The sequence below is a fragment of the Paenibacillus sp. RC67 genome (assembly GCF_030020805.1).
Taxonomy (GTDB): domain Bacteria; phylum Bacillota; class Bacilli; order Paenibacillales; family NBRC-103111; genus Paenibacillus_S.
In genome coordinates this window covers 2,683,887-2,701,379 of record NZ_CP125098.1, presented here as the reverse complement: position 1 = coordinate 2,701,379, position 17,493 = coordinate 2,683,887, and the positions used below count along the sequence as shown (strand labels likewise).

Here is a 17,493-nt window from a genome sequence, read left to right as displayed (position 1 = left end):
TTCCCCATATAAATTTTGACAAGTAGGAAAAAACCTCAAGTAACTTCCTTTTCGCCGAAAGTCCAACCTTTTCCTGTAATTGAAAACTTTATATTGACAAACACATTAATTCCGATAGAATAGGTTGGTATAAGAAAGTGGAATCGCAAATAGCTTATAAAGACACTATCGTTAATCGGCATACTCCTACCTATTTATCGTACAAATAGGCTTCAAATGTTATAGGACATTTGGACCAGTGCCGTTTCGATATCCGCTTACTGCGATTCGTGTTTGATCTTACAAAAGAAAAACTATTTATCGGATTTCAGGGGGAGTGAGCGTCATTGATCGAAATTACGGGAGTCAGCAAGACGTTCCATCAGAGGACGGGAGGATCTTTTACCGCCATTGATAATGTATCGCTTTCGATTCAAAAAGGAGAATTTGTGTCACTGCTGGGGCCATCGGGATGCGGAAAGTCTACACTTCTGAATCTGGTTGCCGGCTTGGAGCAAGCCGAACAGGGATCCATTACCGTCAACGGAAAGCCATGCAGCACACCAGGTCCCGACCGTGTTGTCGTGTTCCAGGAACATGCGTTGTTTCCATGGCTGACGGTACTTGATAACGTAGCCTTTGGCCTAAAGCAGAAGGGTATCGGTAAAAAAGAACGTGAAGCAATGGCGATGGAGCAGATCAAATCCGTTCATCTGAGCAAGTTTGCTGACCGGTATCCGCACGAATTGTCAGGTGGTATGAAGCAAAGAGCCGCGATTGCCAGAGCGCTCGCAATGGATCCGGAGATTTTATTAATGGATGAACCCTTTGCTGCTCTCGACGAACAAACACGACTCATTTTGCACAGAGAGCTGGAAGATATTTGGATGCGTACTCGCAAAACGATTTTGTTTATTACGCACAATATCCGCGAAGCCGTTATTCTTTCGGATCGAGTATTGGTCATGTCGACACGCCCTGGAACGATTAAGAAGGAATTTGCGGTTCAAGCGGCAAGACCAAGAGATTGGGCTGACCCGCTCCTCCACCACGTAGAGAGCAGCATTATGGATGCACTGGCCGACGAGCTGGAAAAAGTGGTAAAGGAGGAAATGGGCGATGAGTACAGCATTAAGAAGAACAATCTTTCTGGTTCTACTTCTGATAGCATGGGAAGCGGGATTTAGAATTTTTGATTGGGGCTGGAAATTCCCTTCAGTTACTCAAACGTTTCAAGCGTTTTATGATGGGTTCGTTCACGGACAGCTTCTACAAGCTACGCTTGAGAGTATACGCCGACTGCTTACCGCCTTTATTCTATCTATTGTTATTGGTACGGTGCTTGGCTTCCTGTTTGCAAAATATAGGTTTCTCGACGACACACTTGGCTTCCTCGTTGTTGCGCTGCAGACGATTCCAAGTATTGCCTGGCTACCTTTCGCCATCATCTGGTTCGGTATGAACGATTTCTCCGTCATCTTCATTACAACTTTAGGGGCAACTTGGACCATGGCTATGTCCAGCCGCACAGGGATTATGAACATTCCCCGTATTTATTTAAAGGCTGCTCAAACGATGGGAACCGGAGACGGGTTCAAAATGTTCTATCAAATCATGGTACCTGCTGCATTCCCTCACATGATTACAGGAGTTCGAGTTGCATGGGCTTTTGCATGGCGGGCTCTTGTTGCCGGCGAATTGATCGCCAAGGGCGTAGGCCTGGGACAGCTGCTGCAGGACGGCCGCAATCTTGCGGACACGGCATTAATGCTATGTATAGTTATTATCATTGCCGTATTAGGCACTTTATCCGATCACTTCTGCTTCAAACGGCTGGAGGATACCATATTGGTCCGCTACGGCCTTTCAACCAAACAAAAATAAGCTTTTAAAGGGGAGTTGTACGATGAAAAAAAGAATTTCTTTTACACTTGCCATCTTGATGGTTGCGGTTCTGGTGTTGTCGGCTTGCGGTAAGAAAGAGGACACTGCCAAAGACGCTGCTGCTGGCGGCAAATCCGCACCCGCTTCTACCGTTAAACTTGGGATATTCAAGAACGTAACTCATGCACCTGGGTACATTGCTCTGGAAAAAGGATTGTTTCAAAAATATTGGGGAGAGAACGTTAAAATTGAAGTCACTCCTTTCGATAACGGGTCCGACTTCTCCACTGCATTAGCTACAGGCGAAATCGATCTCGGCTTCGTAGGTCCAGGTCCTTCGACGAACCAATATATTAAAAGTAAAAACTTCAAAGTCATTTCCGGCTCTAACAACGGTGGTGCCGTTCTCGTTGCCGGGAAAGATTCCGGTGTTACCAGCGTAAAAGATTTGGTAGGCAAAACCGTAGCAATCCCAACCAAAGGCAGCACGAACGAAATTTCTCTGCGTTTGCTGTTGAAGCAAAATAACTTAAATGTTACGACCGACAAAACCGGGGTTCAAATTATTGCCCGCGCCCCAGCGGATACGCTTATCGCTATGCGCCAAAAAGAAATTGACGCCACCTTGATCCCAGAGCCATGGGGTACCCAAATGGAACAAGAAGGCATCGGTAAAATCATTGTAGATTGGGATAAAATTCCACCGAACAACGGAAATTATCCTTTGACCATTCTCGTAGCAAGCGATAAATTCCTGAAGGAACACCGCGATATGGCGAAGCAAGCGATCAAAGCCAATGCGGATGCCATCGATTTTATTAAGAAAAATCCTGACCAGTCCTATGAGCTGATCAATAATCGCTTGAAGGCTCTTAGCGGCAAAGGAATGGACATAGCTCTCATTAAAGCAGCCCTCTCCCGTTTGAACTTAACGACAGACGTAAGCAAGGAAGCCATCGAAGAAATGGCAAAAGTATCGATTGATGCAGGCTACATTAAAGAGGTTAAGAAAGAAGAGCTCGACCTTAGTAAATTCGTTGATTTGAGCTTACTGGAAGAAGTAAAAGCAGGGAAATAAGTTCTTACAACATTAAAATCCCCTTGTTTGACGGAATCGTAAATTCCGACCTTACAAGGGGATTTTGTTTTGCTGCATCAATAAAAGTTATAAATTCATCTTAGTAAGCCTTCGGAACCTCAACCCGATGGGTCTGGCCGTTTTCCGTAAAATACAAGTCGACTCCATGGCCCTGATCATCCATAAAGTAAGAAACGTACTTCGACTCCCCTTTTCGCATCGGCACCAGCAGGGTAACGATTCGGTGGCTTTGGGCCGGGCGAGTTGTAGCCGTTAAATGCCATTGACAATCCAAGCCTTCGATCTCTGAAGGATCCACATCCGTAAATACATTGCTTTGCGACAACTGCAAATTGCCAGACGAGCTGTAAACAAAACGGCCGTCCATATCCGCCTTTGTTCCTTGGACCTTGAACGTTTGAGCCTCAAGCTTCAGTTCATTAAGAGTATGAAACAACCAGTCCACTTGGCCTGATTGTGATAAATCAACATAATCGACAATGACAGTGTAGGACTCATTCACAAAATAAAGCTCTCTTACGTATCGTTCAAGATACGGCACATTTTCTTTGTAAGCAGCTGTTGCATTGCAGCGGGAGTACGTGTAGGTCGAGTGGTTCTCAACGGCTTCCACAACACCGGTTGCAGCCATGTTAAGCACTTTGTTCGTGCCTGCATATTGCCCTAAACCATCGATGAGCAGACTATTCGTCGATCGGGTCTGCTTTCTCCAATTCAGATGCATCGTACTGCCGAAGGCGACATAATATCCGCTTTCAATGGCCAACGGTTCTCCGTAGGCATGAAGCAGAAATCCATTCTGATCCCCGTGGCTATGACTGATAGAGCCGTATGGACTGCTCTTGGTCAGCAGCATAATGTGATCCTCAGGCTTGTCCATGTTGGCATGGAAAGCAACCCATCCGATGTCACGAAACCATTTAACAGGCTCAATGTTGGTTGGAGCTTGAGCTTGTACTTCAGGATAATCATATCGGTACATCATCTCGTCAAATCGGAAATCCCACCAGCCGTAATTGTAAAATTTCATCTCCGAATCGGTATCGATCGCTTTCGTCTGCTCATAATACCATTGATAATGTCCATTACCTGTTGTTCCAGCGAATTGCCGAATATTAAAACCGGTTTTCAAGCTGACCGGGTCTCCAAGCGTAGATTGGTCTCCAAAGCTGGTTCGAAGTGTGTCGGGACTAAAGCAGTAGAGCGGAAAATCACCGGTTTTGCGGAAGAAAGGGCGTTCGTAAAAATCGATTGCCGTATACTTTTTCAATAAGTTCATCGCTTGCGTAACGAATGCCATCCCGGTTGTCCAATACATGGGCCCTTCCGCCCATCCCCCGTCAATTCCTCCCCATGGAGTATACAAGCATGCGTAATATTCTAGCGTATAATCGAGCCAGAACTGCGCCTTCTGCTCCTCTCCGAGCATTGCGATACTGCATGGGATAAGCACCGAGGATAGCGAGCGAACCGCGTGGCTGTCAAACGGTACATGATGAATCTTGGAGCGTTCCATGACATGGAATGCGACCTGCTCTGTCCTGTGGAGCAGCTTGTAGCGAACCTCATCTCGCTCCGTCGGAGTCAAATGGTCATACAGCCAGTCATAGCCCCAAGCAAGCGCTTCTGCTACGCGAAAAGCCGCTTCATCATTATAATCCCTACTCGTAGCTCCTTCAGGGTCCCAAGAGGCAACATGAAGCAGCCACTGCTTAGCTCGATTTAAGAACAGCTCATTTTCTAGTACTATCCCCGCTACACTGAGATGACGAACCGCATAGAGCGCTTCCTGACAATCCATATACATCTGGCGCCACAGCTTAGCAACCCGCTTGTTATTAGGATAGGGCTGCGGCTCAGGAATAAGCTCCTTCTCGATCCACGGTTTCACGGAGCGTTCAACAAATACGTCCCATCCGCAGTAGGTTGAGTCCTCCCTAACGTTACGTCTAAAATCCGACAGCTCTTTGGCCTGCAGCCATAGACGTGGATGCTCGGATCCAGCATGCCGATATCGGACTTCCCGATTCGGCAAAGGCGTTTGCGGCAAATCCTCGGCAACAGTGAAACGTCTCACTATACTCCACTCTGTTTGAGCAGCCGCTTCATCTGAATTCTCAACCAGTAGAAGAGCATAACGCCAATAATACTCGCCAGCCTCCAAAGCTTTATCCGGAGTATATAGATTATATGGAATTGGCTGCACCGTTACAGTATAGTTCTCTTCGAATTGCGGAGAACGAGAATATTGTAAAATATAGCAGTCATTATCAAGCTGCGCCGGAATCCAAGTAAAACGTGGAGGATTCTCTATCAGCTCCTTGTGGCTATCCGGTTCATATTGCACGGTCAGTGCTCCGCTTAACGGTTGATACAATGATTGACTCATTTGCTACTCCTTCTCTGCCCGAGCTCAGTTAGATTTCAATAGTACTAGCGCATGAACATGCCGCCGTTAATTTCAATGGACTCTCCGGTCAAATAGGAACCAAGGTCGGAAACGAGGTACAGCACCGCTCCGGCCACATCCTCCGGTGTTCCCTCCCGTTTCAGAGGGATCCCATTGACTGTAGCTTTTCTTGCTTCGTCCGTCGTAAAAGTTGCATGAAAGGCCGTTTGTCCGATGAAGCCGGGTGACACGATGTTCACGGTTATCCCATCACCAGCAACTTCTTTGGCTAAACCCTTGGAATAGCTCAATACGGCAGCCTTGCTGGCTGCATAAATACTGGCTCCAACTCCTCCGCCATTATGAGCGGCTATGGAGGACATATTCACTATTCGTCCGGTTCCCTTCGCTTTCATTCCTGGCAGCACTCGTTTGCACATAAAAACGGTGCTTTTCAAATTGACATCCATAATCTTATCGTACAATTCTTCACTCATATCGGAATTCGGGCGGCGCTCGATCAAATGTCCCGCATTGTTCACGAGGATGTCCACATTGCCTCCGAAGGCCGCCTCGACACCACTGACCAACGTATCAATCTGCTTAATATCCGTTACGTCTGCATGAAACAGCTCCGCATTCCCTCCGGCTTGCCGAATCGAAGCAACGGTTATTTCTCCCTGCTCTTTATTGTTCAAGTAAGTGACCCCGACACTTGCGCCATTTGCCGCCAACATGATCGCAATAGCACGTCCAATTCCTGCATTCGAGCCTGTGACTAGTGCAATCTTCCCTTGTAAGCTTGTGTTCACAAATACACCTCCGGTATAATTCGTTAGCTATTTCATAGAAATCGCTTACTTTAACCAATTAGGATAAATAACCCATCTATTTGATTGTACCATGTATGGTAAATTATGAAAACAAACGTTCTTAAGCACATGCCAGTAATCAGACATCAGGATGACAATCGCCTTGACTAAATTAACCGATAAGCCAATTTGTCGCATCGATTTATTTTTGTTAATCTACAACTAATAGATCGATATAAAAGGAGGGTCCTTCTTGCATTTAGAACAGCTTGAATTCATCGTCGAGGTTGCCAAAACCGGCTCCCTGACGGCAGCCGCACAAAATCTTCATGTAACCTTATCAGCGGTCAGCCAGTCTATTTCGAATCTTGAAGCGGAGCTCAAAATTTCATTGTTTACCCGTTCCCGCTCAGGTGCCGCACCCACTGCTGAAGGGAAGGTTATCATTCATAAAGCTGTCGAAGTATTGGACAAGTTAAAAGAGCTTCGCGAAGAAGCCAACGGATATTCCAATACGCAAAGCGGAGAGCTCCGTTTGGCTACAATTCCAGGGCCCTTATTTTTATATCTGGACACTATACTAGGCTTAAAAAAGCAATACCCTAACATTCAAATGGAAATTATGGAGAAAGGGACGCTCGAGATCATCGATGATGTCCGGCATAATAAAATTGATATGGGCCTGATCATTTTATACGAACCTTACCTTGAGAAGCATTCGGGATTAGTTTTCGAGCCATTATTAGAAGGAAAGGTCGTCGTTTGCATTAGCAGAAAATCCCCTTTGGCACTACATACATCCATTTCTCCGGAGGAGTTAAAAAAGCAGCCGCTCGTTTTGTACAATGACGACTATTTAAAGTGGTTTATGGAGCAATTCCAAGAGCGTTATGGCGATATGACCATCCTTTTCTCTACTAATAATAAAGATGCGATTCGCAGAGCTACCGAGGATGGCACAGCCGTTACAATCGGCCTTGATTATTCGTTCAAGAACCAACCGGAATATTTAAAAGAGGAGTTCGTCATTCTTGATTTGAATACCCCGGTTCACAATTCGATTCATTTAAGCTTAGTTACATCCAAGGAAAAGAAGCTGTCCAATACAGCTAAAATATTCATCAATAATTTAAGACACACACTACATCTTTCATAGCTCTTCCTCACAGCAGACCATCCATTTAAAAAGATGTAACTGCTATGATCTATACTTAAGCTAAACTTAACTATAGTTAATTATATATAATTTTACTTAAAGTATAAGCGGATATACAATGATAACGAACGAAGAATTCATCATCCTACTCTAATAATAAAGGAGCTATTCCACGATGAAAGCAGCTAAAATATACGGAGCCAAAGATATTCGAGTTGAACAAGTAGAGATTCCTCAGCTTGAAGCGGGAACGGTAAAGGTTAAAGTCGAATTCGCTGGTATTTGCGGCAGTGATATGCATGAATATTTGGCGGGCACATACCCCATACGTACACAGCCAGTGCTGGGCCATGAATTCTCGGGTACGGTTGTCGAGGTAGCACCCGATGTTCATACCATTAAAATAGGCGACAGAGTAGCCGTTGAACCGTTAATGCCATGCGGCAAATGTGACAATTGCAAACGGGGCTTCGTTAATTTGTGCATCAGCAGACAAGGCTACGGTTATACTAAATCCGGTGGCTTCGCAGAATACACAGTAGCAAAAGAGGAAAACGTCTTTTTACTTCCCGACCATATGAGTCTGGAACTGGGGGCTCTCGTTGAGCCTACGGCTGTTGCTGTGCATGCGGTTCGTCAAAGTCAGCTAAACCTCGGAGACAGTGCTGCCATCTTTGGCGCCGGTCCTATCGGATTGCTGCTGCTTCAAGCAGTTAAAGCTGCCGGAGCAAGCCGGATCTACGTTGTTGAGGTGTCTGAGGAACGCAGACAAAAAGCGATGGAGCTTGGCGCAACGACAACAATAAACCCAATGGAAACTGACGCGGTTCAACTCATCTTGGATGAAACGAATGGCGGTGTGGATGTCGCATATGACGCTGCGGGTGTCCAGGCAACATTCAATACGGGTGTTCGTGTCGTACGTCCTAATGGAGAATTCAAAATTGTAAGTGTATGGGAGAAACCAGTCACATTTGATCCAAATACAATCGTAAGAACAGAAGCTAAAATTAGCGGTTCGTATGCCTATATACGATTGTTCCCTGAAGTCATCCGTCTTCTTGCCAATGGCGTTATAGACGGTAATGCGGTGATCACCAGCATCATCCCTCTGGATGATATTGTTGAAAAAGGCTTCGATCTATTGACCAAGGATAGAAAGCAATGCAAAATCCTTGTCAAAACAAACCAAGATTAATTAAACCAAGGCCAGTAGAGCTGTTCATCCGCTCTGCTGGCTTTTTCTGATTTCATTCGCTCTTCAGACAACCTGTATGATATAGTATTTTCATATACATAGGGATTTTTTGTTGCACAGGAGGATATTCACATGATATTTGAAGGTTTCAAGCAAGCTGATTTTGACGTTTTTACGATTCCAGGATTGGAAGGTCGTATGGAAGGGATTCAACAACGAATTCAACCTAAATTCAAAGCAATAGGTGACGCAGTATGCGATGATACGGCTATGCTGGCCGGGGATGAAATGTTCCTGCATATTGCCAAGCATGCCCGGCGTACTGTAAACGCCCCTGTAGATACTTGGATGGCGGTATGCCACAATAAGCGGGGTTATAAACAGTATCCTCACTTCCAAGTCGGACTTTTCGATGACCGCGTATTTGTTTGGCTCGCCTTAATATATGAACTTCCTTCTAAGCAAACCATCGCTAAGGCATACTTGGATCACTTTGACGAGGTTCGAGCAATGATTCCATCTAACTATATGCTTTCATTCGATCATATGAAGAAGGATGCTAGCGCATTTAGTGAGCTAAGCGATACAGAGCTGCAGAAGGCACTGGAACGTTTCCGTGATGTCAAAAAGGCCGAGCTTCTGATAGGGCAGAACTTGCCTTCCTCCGCTTCAGTACTTGCAGATGGTCCGCAGTTTATTGAGCTTGTTAAAGACACCATTCACACTTTAATGCCGCTTTATCAAATGGCGCGCAATGCTTCCATGTAATTTCTTTTCGAAGCCGCTGAAACTGCAAACTCAATTATTCGTAATGTTATACGAGTGTCTTAGAAAATTTATGTAACGCTAAGGTTCTCTTAAAGTAACATTAAGTTAATTTGCACACGCTATAATTGGTTGCTCCAACCATTGGGGCAAATCAAATTTTTGCGAAAGGCGGACACAAGATGAGAAGCGTTCACACGAACAGAGTTATTGTCACAAGCTTAGCTTTCACTTTACTGCTGAGCGGAGTCGCTCTCTCCACTTCAAGACAGCAAGCGCTTGCCGAACCGTCAGAGAAATCAGTGCTCCAACAGCAGGGTCCAACCGAACAGAAGCAGGAACGTGGTGAAAAAAACAAAGAAAGCAAAAATCCAGAAAAAGGTGAGCGTCATTCCCTCCCTATTCTGGAGGAAGCTGCAGCCATTCTTAACATGGACAAGGCCACCCTCTCCGCTTCATTAAAAGAAAAATCATTGGTCGAACTCGCGAAGGAAAAAGGGATCAGTGAAGCCGATTTAATCGACAAGCTGAAAACGATGCGCAGTAAAAAAATCGATGAGGCCGTCAAAGCCGGTAAACTCACTGCAGAGCAAGCCGAGAAGATGAAAGCCAATATGGAGAAACATCTGAAATTTATGGTCAACCATAAAGGCGGGTTCTGGCATGGCAAGCACGGAATGAGACATAAGATGCTGCCTGCGCCGGACAAGCTTGCTTCCATCATCGGCATTTCTGAAGATCAGTTGAAGACTCAGCTGAAAGAAGGCAAATCCTTAGTAGAAATTGCTGCTGCTAAAGGAATCGGAAAAGATCAGCTAGTCACTAAGATCAAGGATGAAATGACGCCTTGGATTGAGAAAATGGTCGAGCATAAACGCGGCTCCCAGCAGGACAAAAATTAAGAAGCTAAGTAACCTTGTTCTAAAAATACTTACCGCAAGAGCTGTTCCCGGTCAAGGCATGAGGGGACAGCTTTTTTTCATCAAATATAGTAAATAACCGTGAAATTTTTCACACTTTTGTCATCTTTTTCGTTTATAATGGAGAAAAGTGACATACATAAGGAGTGCCTGTTATGCATCGCAAACGACCTTTAAGACGAAGACTCTATCTTCTAATGCTTGTCGCTGCCATAGCGGCCGGTGGAGCCACGCTCCAACAACTGCGTTTCTCAGCTACCGCTGAAGCTGCTCCCTCTGTTGGACAAGTAACTGCCACACCTGTGAGCGGAGAAGCCGTTTATCAGCAGCACTGCCTGGCTTGTCATGCAACCGATGGCAAAGGATCCGGTAAATACCCGGCCTTAACAAGTGATCATGTGAAGAAAAAACTCGGAACCTATGACAAAGCCTTCGATTTTATAAGTCGTAACATGCCAGAGAATTCCCCAGGCTCCTTATCGGAAGAGGAATATAAGGCCGTAACCAAATATGTGCTATCGTTGAATAATGTCCCTACTGATTTTATCGATATCCAAAACCACTGGGCTCAGAAGGAGATATCCGCCCTGTACGATAAAAAGTATATTGACGGATACTTAGATAAACAAACGGACAAGCTCTCCTTCAAGCCAGATCAATATATTACTAGAGCCGAATTTATTCGTTATTTTGTTAAAGCCAAGGAATTGTTCCTATCCAACAGTACCGAATCGGACATGACAGACATCGGAACTAATAAGGAAGACCGTATTTATATAATTACAGCTGTAGAATATGGACTAATTAATGGGTACCCTGATCATACTTTCCGTCCGAAAAATACAATTACGCGCGCTGAAATATCGGCTATCTTGTCTCGAAGTGAAATGCTGAAGTCAAGCGTCACTGCGAATTTCAAAGATATCCCTTCCGGTTACTGGGCGGGCGATGCGATTAGTGCTGTGCAGGAAGCTCATCTATTCAATGGCTACGAAGACGGAACATTCCGTCCCGATCAAAAAATGACTCGCGCCGAAGCGATTACCGTCATTTATCGGCTGCTCAATCCATCCCTTTAAACAACAAAAGCCGCCTAAGCTCAGTGACGAGCCGGCGGCATTTCTTATATATCCTACGCGCGCTGTCCAAGTGAAGAAGCTTCTTTGTCAAGTGCCATGAACCGATATAGCAAGTATAAGGCTGCCACAGACAAAATGGCTCCAGTATAAAACGGAAGGTTCATACTGTACTGATATATTCCTGCTCCAAGCAGCGGTCCTGTAATCCTACCCAAGCTGTCCATGGACGAGCTTAGGCCAGACGCAACACCCTGCCCGACCTTTGTTTTCTGAGTGATCAGCGATGTTACACAAGGCCGAATCAAGGCATTACCTGCACCAAATACAGATAAGTAGATGGAAGCGGTAACTAAACTATCGGAAAATAAAATGAGCACAAACCCAATCGCCGACACAACTAATCCGATCCCTACAACACGTGCTTCGTCGCCCCTTTTAATAAATCTCCGCACAACGCCCCCTTGAATCAAGGCTCCGACAACTCCGCTCACAGCGAACATAATGCCCAAATCCAGCGAAGTAGCTCCGATTTTGTCCTTTTCGAACAGAAGGAGTGTTGCTTCTAGTCCAGCCAAGGTGAACGACACGAAGAACGATAGTACATACAAATATTTAAGTGAACCTACAAAGGCCGACCAACGTGAAGGTTTGGGACCGTCTGCTTGCGGCTTGCGGCGTTTCTCCTCACTTAGCGATTCAGGCAGCATGATCAAAGCAAAAATAAAGGTCAGCAGTGCCAATATGGCAGATGCGAAAAACGGAACCTGGTACCCCCACTGGCTCAAAATCCCGCCAACCGCAGGACCGAATATAAATCCGAGACCAATGGACATTCCGACAAGCCCCATGCCCTTGGTACGGTTCTCTTCCGTCGTAATATCAGCTACATAAGCAACCGCACAAGCCGTCGCAGCTCCGGAGAACAATCCACCAAGTATCCGGGATGCATACATCAACAGCAAATTGCCGTCCGCCAATCCAAATAAGAAAAAGCTTACGCTAAAACCGAGCGTTCCGATCATAATCAGTGGTCTTCTTCCGATCCGGTCGGAAATACTTCCCCAAATCGGCGACATGAGGAATGAAGCCAGTGAATAGATCGACAGCAGCATGCCCAAATGGAAGCTGCTGGCTCCAGAACCCGTCACCGCATCGGGAAGCACCGGAATGATGATGCCGAAGCCGATAAATATCGTCATCAGCAGTACCATAATAATGGCCAGCTGTTTTTTCATAGTGTAATCCAAAGCCTCCCAATTTAAAGTATATTGCTATGGTATCATAACTTTTTTCAAGAGGGAAATCATCTCACACAAGATTAACAAATTCGACAAAACCGCCGTTTGCTTCAGATTCCTTACCTCCTTAGATCCGAAACCCTTTTTTATTCTTTTAAGTTTTCTTAAACGTCAAAAAATCCCCTTGCATCCCTATCCCTTTATGGTTTAGTATTACTTAGTTGGGGTCCATATCGGATCTCAACCGTCTTTATTTTACTACGAAAGGTAGGCATGACAGTGGATCATCAACGTACTCCTCTTTTTACTGCTTTGAAGCAGCACGCAGAGCACAATCCCGTTCAATTCCATATTCCAGGCCATAAAAAAGGAGTCGGGATGGACCCGGAGTTCCGGCATTTTATCGGAGACAACGCCCTGTCCATCGACCTTATCAATATAGCACCGCTCGATGACCTGCATCAGCCGACAGGTGTCATCGAAGAAGCACAAATGCTTGCAGCCGACGCCTTCGGAGCAGATCATACGTTCTTTTCCGTGCAAGGCACCAGCGGCGCTATTATGACGATGATTTTGACGGTTTGCTCTCAAGGGGATAAAATAATCGTGCCGCGGAACGTACATAAATCCATTATGTCCGCCATTATTTTTGCCGGGGCCAAGCCTGTCTTTATCTCGCCTGTCCGTGATGAAAATTTAGGGATCGATCATGGAATTACTACACGTTCTGTCAAACGTGCGCTTGAGAAGCATCCTGATGCAAAAGCCGTTCTCGTCATCAATCCGACTTATTACGGTGTTTGTGCCAACCTCAAAGAAATCGTCGATCTGGTTCATAGCTATAACATCCCTGTATTGGTAGATGAGGCTCATGGTGTTCTTATTCACTTCAACGACAAGCTGCCTATGTCCGCTATGAGCGCAGGCGCTGATATGGCTGCAACGAGCGTTCACAAGCTTGGCGGCTCCTTGACACAGAGCTCCGTTCTGAATATTAAAGAAGGCCGGATCAATGTACGTCGGGCCAAAACGATTATCAGCATGCTGACTACAACGTCCACTTCCTATATTCTTCTGGCGTCGCTCGATGCAGCTCGTAGGCATTTGGCATTGAATGGAGAAGAGCTTGCTAACCGTGCAATTGAACTGGCTGAATTTGCTCGTAAATCGATTAATGAAATTCCCGGACTTAGCTGCTTCGGAGAAGAGATTCTTGGCAAGGAAGCCACCTTTGACTACGATCCAACCAAAGTGAATATTCATGTTCGACACTTGGGAATTACAGGATACGATGCAGAAAACTGGCTTCGCGAGCATTACAACATTGAAGTAGAGTTGAGTGATCTCTATAACATTTTGTGTCTTATCACGCCTGGCGACACCCAAGAAAACGTAGATATTTTGTTGACAGCGCTACGAGAGCTTTCCAAACAAAACTACAATTTGCGGGAAGTTAATGAGCTGGTCATCAAAATTCCGAAAATTCCTCAGCTTACCTTGACACCGCGCGATGCGTTCTATGGCGATACGGAGATTATACCTTTCAAGGAATCTGCTGATCGAATCATAGCGGAATTCATCTATGTATATCCTCCAGGTATTCCTATTCTTTTGCCGGGTGAGGTTATATCCCAGGATCTGATCGACTATATTACCGAGCATGTGGAAGTTGGTCTTCCAGTTAAAGGACCTGAAGACAGAAGTATCGAGAACGTTAAGGTCATTGTAGAAACCCAAGCGATTTTCTAACATAACCCAACATAGTAGAGCATTTAGCTTCAAAGCGAATACAGGTACTTTGCGGGGGGCCCCACAATTTATAAATTAAAAAGGGAACACGCAGCCATCTCAAGGCGAACGTGTTCCCTTCTTTCATGTTTCAGTTCTGCACTTGGCTTTCCAGCCATTCAATCACATCAGCCACCGCATGCTCATTGTGATGCTTGCATGACCGGTTGGACACTTCCATTAATGATGGATGAGCGTTTGCTACTGCTATACCTACTCCTGCTCTCCGGAGCATTTCAAGGTCGTTCAAATGATCCCCCATCGCAATGCAGCGGGATCGCTCGATTCGCGTCATTCTCATTAACTCCTCAAGGGCATGTCCTTTAGTCGTTTCTGCTGGCAATATTTCCAAGTATTTATCATCCGATCTTATCCAACTAAACTCTGTAAATTGTGCAGCAAATGCCTCTACCTCGTACAAGAGTTCCGGTTCCCAAGCTAGCAATACCTTGAGCCATGGATCAGTTAACTGGTGCATATCCTCAGTAACAGGCCTCATAAAGTTCTCCATGCGACGATGATGATCGGTCATCCGATTCTCCCGAATAAAATACGGTTCACTTCCACAGTAGATCTCCACTCCAAGCTCTGGAAACCGCTCTATCAGTTGTTCCAGTACAGGGATCACTGATCTCTCTAACGTACACTGCCATACAATCTCGCTAGCTGCAAAATCATAGATCATAGAACCATTATATAATATAGCAGGCGCTCCAAGTGGAAGAACATCAGCAAACCGTTTTACCGATCCAGCAATTCTTCCAGTGGCCAATGTAAAAAGTCCGCCCTCCGCTACAAACCGGTCAATCGCCTGTTTATTTTCAACGCTGATTGTTTTACTGCTATCAAGTAATGTTCCATCCATATCGGTAACGAGCATATAGCCTTCGAATCTTTTCACCCTTAATGTCCCCTCTCTTTGGTTCACAACCAGTTCACTGCATACTCCATAATGATACAATGGTTCATCATATTGTCAATCCAACCTTGAAATGCTATGATGTTCTTATTATGATTTATGAAAACCTTTCCAGTCCATTTTACAGGCAGGTGTATCGGTAATGGCTCAAAGCGCTTATATTAAGTTTGTAGAAGGCTCCACCGTTTCTTCCTTATCTTTGGATGAACTGAAAGATCAACTGCTGCACTACAAAGATCAGCTGAACCTCACCGGCAAGCAGCTGGGTTGGGATTACGAGGACGCCGGTTTCCCTTACACCATTGAATCCAAACCTGAAGCCGATGGCAAATGGTTTTACCTTAAAGGTAAAAATGCTCTGTACAAATATATCGTCATGGGTTCTGGCAAGGACCAGGATGGGGATAACGAGCGCAATTTTATTCAAGTCGTTCTTCCTGACGACTGCACTCATGGGGACAAATCCAAAGGCAACGAGTTTTGCAAATATTTGGCCAAGCTTTGGAAAGCGGAGCTGCATTTGTTTAACGGTCGCATTATGTATTTTAATCCTCGCAAATAGCACCTTGATCCATACTACGCGCAAAAAAACCTTCTTGCCTTAGCAAGAAGGTTTTTACTTATAGCGCCTATTCGTTCTCTTGTTCTTCTACAATTTGATTGTAGATTTGAACAACACGTTCCCACTCTTCTTCATCTTCGATGCTAGCCAAGTAAGCTTCGTCATTTTCTTCTTCAATTCTGAAAATAACTCCGTCCGCTTCCGGATCATTACGGTCAAGCAAAACAGCATAAGGCTGTTCACTTGCTTCAAACGTATATACCATAACCATTTCATGCTCAACGCCGTCTTTATCTGTTACGATAAAAATATCGTCTTCGTGATCATGGTCATGATCACAGTTCTCGTCGTGTATGTGATCGCTCATGGGAAAACCTCATTTCATAATAAAATAGTCATCCCTCGTATGGTAACACGTTTCGTGCATGGAGGTCAATGTAAGACAGCGATACTAGCCTACTTTTAATTATTCGGAAACAATGACTTTCTCGGAAACTACGGTGTAATCTCCATCTTCATCCAGCTTGATAGAGAACTTAATTTTATAGTCTCCTGCTTCATTGAAGGAAACCGAGAAAGGCCATGGATACCAGAAGTTTTCTTTCTGCCCATTAACAATTTTCTCATGAGCAGGTACCGCTTGCTGGCCGCTTGGTGTTTCTATCGATATTTTGAAAGAATAAAACGGTGTCTTCAAGCTATCAACTTGAGCGAAGACTGCAAAATCAATCTTCTTTCCTTTTGGTACCCGTCCGAACGGAGACTTAACAGAGTAATCATCGTTAACTTTTTCCGCTACAAACATATGAACGTTAGGCTTAAAGACGGATACCGTCTTCGTTCCATCATCCCAACGAACCAGAGATTGCAGTGACTCGGATAAGGCACGTACAGGTAGAACCGCGTTACCTTTCACTAGAAAAGCAGGAGTCTCGTTATCCTTGAACTGCTTCTCCACATCGTTGACAACCATTTTAACCTTACTGAAGCCCTCGTAATCGCCCCATATTGAACTGGCCATAGCCCCTGTTGCTCCAAAGAGCGATAAGGAGAGAACCAGCGTTAGCATCCGCGGTACTTTAAACATTCCAGCAACCTCCATCGTGTCTTGTACTTTGTTCTATATGCTTATACTCAGATTAGTGGAAAGAGTTGCGCTCATTTCCTTATTAAACAAAAAAATGTTTTCGTTATGAACTAGATATAGTAAAAACAACCATTCTTCCTTGCATTTTATACAAAATACGCCATTTCGATGCTATCACAATGGAAATAGGTATCACAATGTGCAAATATATGGCGATTGTCGCGCTTCCCCGGGAAATACATTGATTCACATAGCTATCAAAAAAATCCAAAGAGGAAGAAATCTCGTCCGCTTTGTTTTCTATAATAAACGTGGTATATTTCAATTATCGCAATCACACAGAATCTGTCATATGGAGATGGTCGCATGTCATCAGACCCAAGTCGGCTAGAAGAGGAAATTGAGGCTCTTAAGAAACACTTGGCGCAAGTTGTAGTGAAGCACCAGTACAATTTCGGACATCCGGATGTGCTGGCCATTAGCCAGAAACTGGACTCTTTCATCCTGCAGCAAATGAAGGCAAAGTAACCTTGTTAAATTTTTCTTGTAAATGGGTTCAAAGACATGGTAGATTAAAAATGACATAAGTGCTATGGAACCATGAGTGGAGGATCGTTT

17 protein-coding genes are annotated in these 17,493 nt (G+C 44.8%); 11 read left to right on the top strand and 6 right to left on the bottom strand.

Going from position 1 to position 17,493, the window contains the following annotated elements:
* Window positions 1-326 precede the first annotated feature (326 nt).
* From QMA13_RS12235 to QMA13_RS12225, 3 genes are read left to right on the top strand one after another with little or no spacing between them, the layout of a single operon-like run.
* On the top strand, window positions 327-1,166 hold the full coding sequence (locus QMA13_RS12235) for an ABC transporter ATP-binding protein (RefSeq protein WP_282941662.1): 840 nt from the start codon (window positions 327-329) through the stop codon (window positions 1,164-1,166).
* Entirely contained in the window at window positions 1,099-1,863 is a 765-nt protein-coding gene (locus tag QMA13_RS12230; protein ID WP_282941661.1) for an ABC transporter permease, read from the top strand. The genes QMA13_RS12235 and QMA13_RS12230 overlap by 68 nt, the downstream gene beginning before the upstream one ends.
* Window positions 1,864-1,885: 22 nt before the next feature.
* A complete protein-coding gene (locus QMA13_RS12225) occupies window positions 1,886-2,941 on the top strand; it encodes an ABC transporter substrate-binding protein (protein WP_282941660.1) in 1,056 nt (351 codons plus the stop codon).
* Between the two features lie 100 nt (window positions 2,942-3,041).
* Here the strand turns inward: QMA13_RS12225 and QMA13_RS12220 are convergent, their stop codons facing one another.
* Together QMA13_RS12220 and QMA13_RS12215 are read right to left on the bottom strand one after the other, a co-directional pair.
* Window positions 3,042-5,351: a DUF4962 domain-containing protein gene (locus tag QMA13_RS12220; RefSeq protein WP_282941659.1), complete on the bottom strand. Its 2,310-nt coding sequence runs from the start codon at window positions 5,349-5,351 to the stop codon at window positions 3,042-3,044.
* A 44-nt stretch (window positions 5,352-5,395) separates the two neighbouring features.
* Window positions 5,396-6,163, bottom strand: a complete 768-nt coding sequence (locus QMA13_RS12215) for an SDR family NAD(P)-dependent oxidoreductase (RefSeq protein WP_282941658.1) — start codon at window positions 6,161-6,163, stop codon at window positions 5,396-5,398.
* 253 nt (window positions 6,164-6,416) lie between these two features.
* On the opposite strand from QMA13_RS12215, the gene QMA13_RS12210 reads away from it, so the two are divergent.
* The 5 genes from QMA13_RS12210 to QMA13_RS12190 all read left to right on the top strand — a co-directional run bounded on the left by QMA13_RS12210 (window position 6,417) and on the right by QMA13_RS12190 (window position 11,281).
* Window positions 6,417-7,319: a LysR family transcriptional regulator gene (locus QMA13_RS12210; RefSeq protein WP_282941657.1), complete on the top strand. Its 903-nt coding sequence runs from the start codon at window positions 6,417-6,419 to the stop codon at window positions 7,317-7,319.
* A gap of 175 nt (window positions 7,320-7,494) precedes the next feature.
* Entirely contained in the window at window positions 7,495-8,517 is a 1,023-nt protein-coding gene (locus QMA13_RS12205; protein ID WP_282941656.1) for a 2,3-butanediol dehydrogenase, read from the top strand.
* A 132-nt stretch (window positions 8,518-8,649) separates the two neighbouring features.
* On the top strand, window positions 8,650-9,285 hold the full coding sequence (locus QMA13_RS12200; protein WP_282941655.1) for a DUF1054 domain-containing protein: 636 nt from the start codon (window positions 8,650-8,652) through the stop codon (window positions 9,283-9,285).
* Between the two features lie 179 nt (window positions 9,286-9,464).
* Window positions 9,465-10,184, top strand: coding sequence for a DUF2680 domain-containing protein (locus QMA13_RS12195; RefSeq protein ID WP_282941654.1), 720 nt, complete (start codon window positions 9,465-9,467; stop codon window positions 10,182-10,184).
* A 173-nt stretch (window positions 10,185-10,357) separates the two neighbouring features.
* Complete coding sequence (locus QMA13_RS12190) at window positions 10,358-11,281, top strand: S-layer homology domain-containing protein (RefSeq protein WP_282941653.1); 924 nt, start codon at window positions 10,358-10,360, stop codon at window positions 11,279-11,281.
* 53 nt (window positions 11,282-11,334) lie between these two features.
* Here QMA13_RS12190 and QMA13_RS12185 read toward each other — a convergent pair whose 3' ends face one another.
* A complete protein-coding gene (locus QMA13_RS12185; RefSeq protein WP_282941652.1) occupies window positions 11,335-12,516 on the bottom strand; it encodes an MFS transporter in 1,182 nt (393 codons plus the stop codon).
* Window positions 12,517-12,798: 282 nt separating this feature from the next.
* Between QMA13_RS12185 and QMA13_RS12180 the strand changes: the two genes are divergently transcribed.
* Window positions 12,799-14,268, top strand: coding sequence for an aminotransferase class I/II-fold pyridoxal phosphate-dependent enzyme (locus QMA13_RS12180; RefSeq protein ID WP_481858162.1), 1,470 nt, complete (start codon window positions 12,799-12,801; stop codon window positions 14,266-14,268).
* Between the two features lie 130 nt (window positions 14,269-14,398).
* Here the strand turns inward: QMA13_RS12180 and QMA13_RS12175 are convergent, their stop codons facing one another.
* Entirely contained in the window at window positions 14,399-15,208 is an 810-nt protein-coding gene (locus tag QMA13_RS12175; RefSeq protein WP_282941650.1) for a Cof-type HAD-IIB family hydrolase, read from the bottom strand.
* A gap of 160 nt (window positions 15,209-15,368) precedes the next feature.
* Between QMA13_RS12175 and QMA13_RS12170 the strand changes: the two genes are divergently transcribed.
* Window positions 15,369-15,788: a DUF1885 family protein gene (locus QMA13_RS12170; RefSeq protein ID WP_282941649.1), complete on the top strand. Its 420-nt coding sequence runs from the start codon at window positions 15,369-15,371 to the stop codon at window positions 15,786-15,788.
* Between the two features lie 67 nt (window positions 15,789-15,855).
* On the opposite strand, the gene QMA13_RS12165 is transcribed toward QMA13_RS12170, so the two are convergent.
* The gene (locus QMA13_RS12165) at window positions 15,856-16,155 is read right to left on the bottom strand and encodes a DUF1292 domain-containing protein (RefSeq protein ID WP_282941648.1); all 300 of its coding nucleotides are present in this window, start codon (window positions 16,153-16,155) and stop codon (window positions 15,856-15,858) included.
* Window positions 16,156-16,254: 99 nt separating this feature from the next.
* Window positions 16,255-16,875: a stalk domain-containing protein gene (locus QMA13_RS12160; protein ID WP_282941647.1), complete on the bottom strand. Its 621-nt coding sequence runs from the start codon at window positions 16,873-16,875 to the stop codon at window positions 16,255-16,257.
* Window positions 16,876-17,241: 366 nt separating this feature from the next.
* On the opposite strand from QMA13_RS12160, the gene QMA13_RS12155 reads away from it, so the two are divergent.
* Window positions 17,242-17,403: an aspartyl-phosphate phosphatase Spo0E family protein gene (locus QMA13_RS12155; protein WP_282941646.1), complete on the top strand. Its 162-nt coding sequence runs from the start codon at window positions 17,242-17,244 to the stop codon at window positions 17,401-17,403.
* Window positions 17,404-17,493 lie beyond the last annotated feature (90 nt).

What these genes read in the sequence shown, in the direction of transcription:
- QMA13_RS12205 (WP_282941656.1), top strand. Translation starts at nt 7,495, where the DNA reads ATGAAAGCAGCTAAAATATACGGAGCCAAAGATATTCGAGTTGAACAA.
- QMA13_RS12160 (WP_282941647.1), bottom strand. Translation starts at nt 16,875, where the DNA reads ATGTTTAAAGTACCGCGGATGCTAACGCTGGTTCTCTCCTTATCGCTC.
- QMA13_RS12190 (WP_282941653.1), top strand. Translation starts at nt 10,358, where the DNA reads ATGCATCGCAAACGACCTTTAAGACGAAGACTCTATCTTCTAATGCTT.
- QMA13_RS12155 (WP_282941646.1), top strand. Translation starts at nt 17,242, where the DNA reads ATGTCATCAGACCCAAGTCGGCTAGAAGAGGAAATTGAGGCTCTTAAG.
- QMA13_RS12230 (WP_282941661.1), top strand. Translation starts at nt 1,099, where the DNA reads ATGAGTACAGCATTAAGAAGAACAATCTTTCTGGTTCTACTTCTGATA.
- QMA13_RS12200 (WP_282941655.1), top strand. Translation starts at nt 8,650, where the DNA reads ATGATATTTGAAGGTTTCAAGCAAGCTGATTTTGACGTTTTTACGATT.
- QMA13_RS12165 (WP_282941648.1), bottom strand. Translation starts at nt 16,155, where the DNA reads ATGAGCGATCACATACACGACGAGAACTGTGATCATGACCATGATCAC.
- QMA13_RS12195 (WP_282941654.1), top strand. Translation starts at nt 9,465, where the DNA reads ATGAGAAGCGTTCACACGAACAGAGTTATTGTCACAAGCTTAGCTTTC.
- QMA13_RS12170 (WP_282941649.1), top strand. Translation starts at nt 15,369, where the DNA reads ATGGCTCAAAGCGCTTATATTAAGTTTGTAGAAGGCTCCACCGTTTCT.
- QMA13_RS12225 (WP_282941660.1), top strand. Translation starts at nt 1,886, where the DNA reads ATGAAAAAAAGAATTTCTTTTACACTTGCCATCTTGATGGTTGCGGTT.
- QMA13_RS12220 (WP_282941659.1), bottom strand. Translation starts at nt 5,351, where the DNA reads ATGAGTCAATCATTGTATCAACCGTTAAGCGGAGCACTGACCGTGCAA.
- QMA13_RS12185 (WP_282941652.1), bottom strand. Translation starts at nt 12,516, where the DNA reads ATGAAAAAACAGCTGGCCATTATTATGGTACTGCTGATGACGATATTT.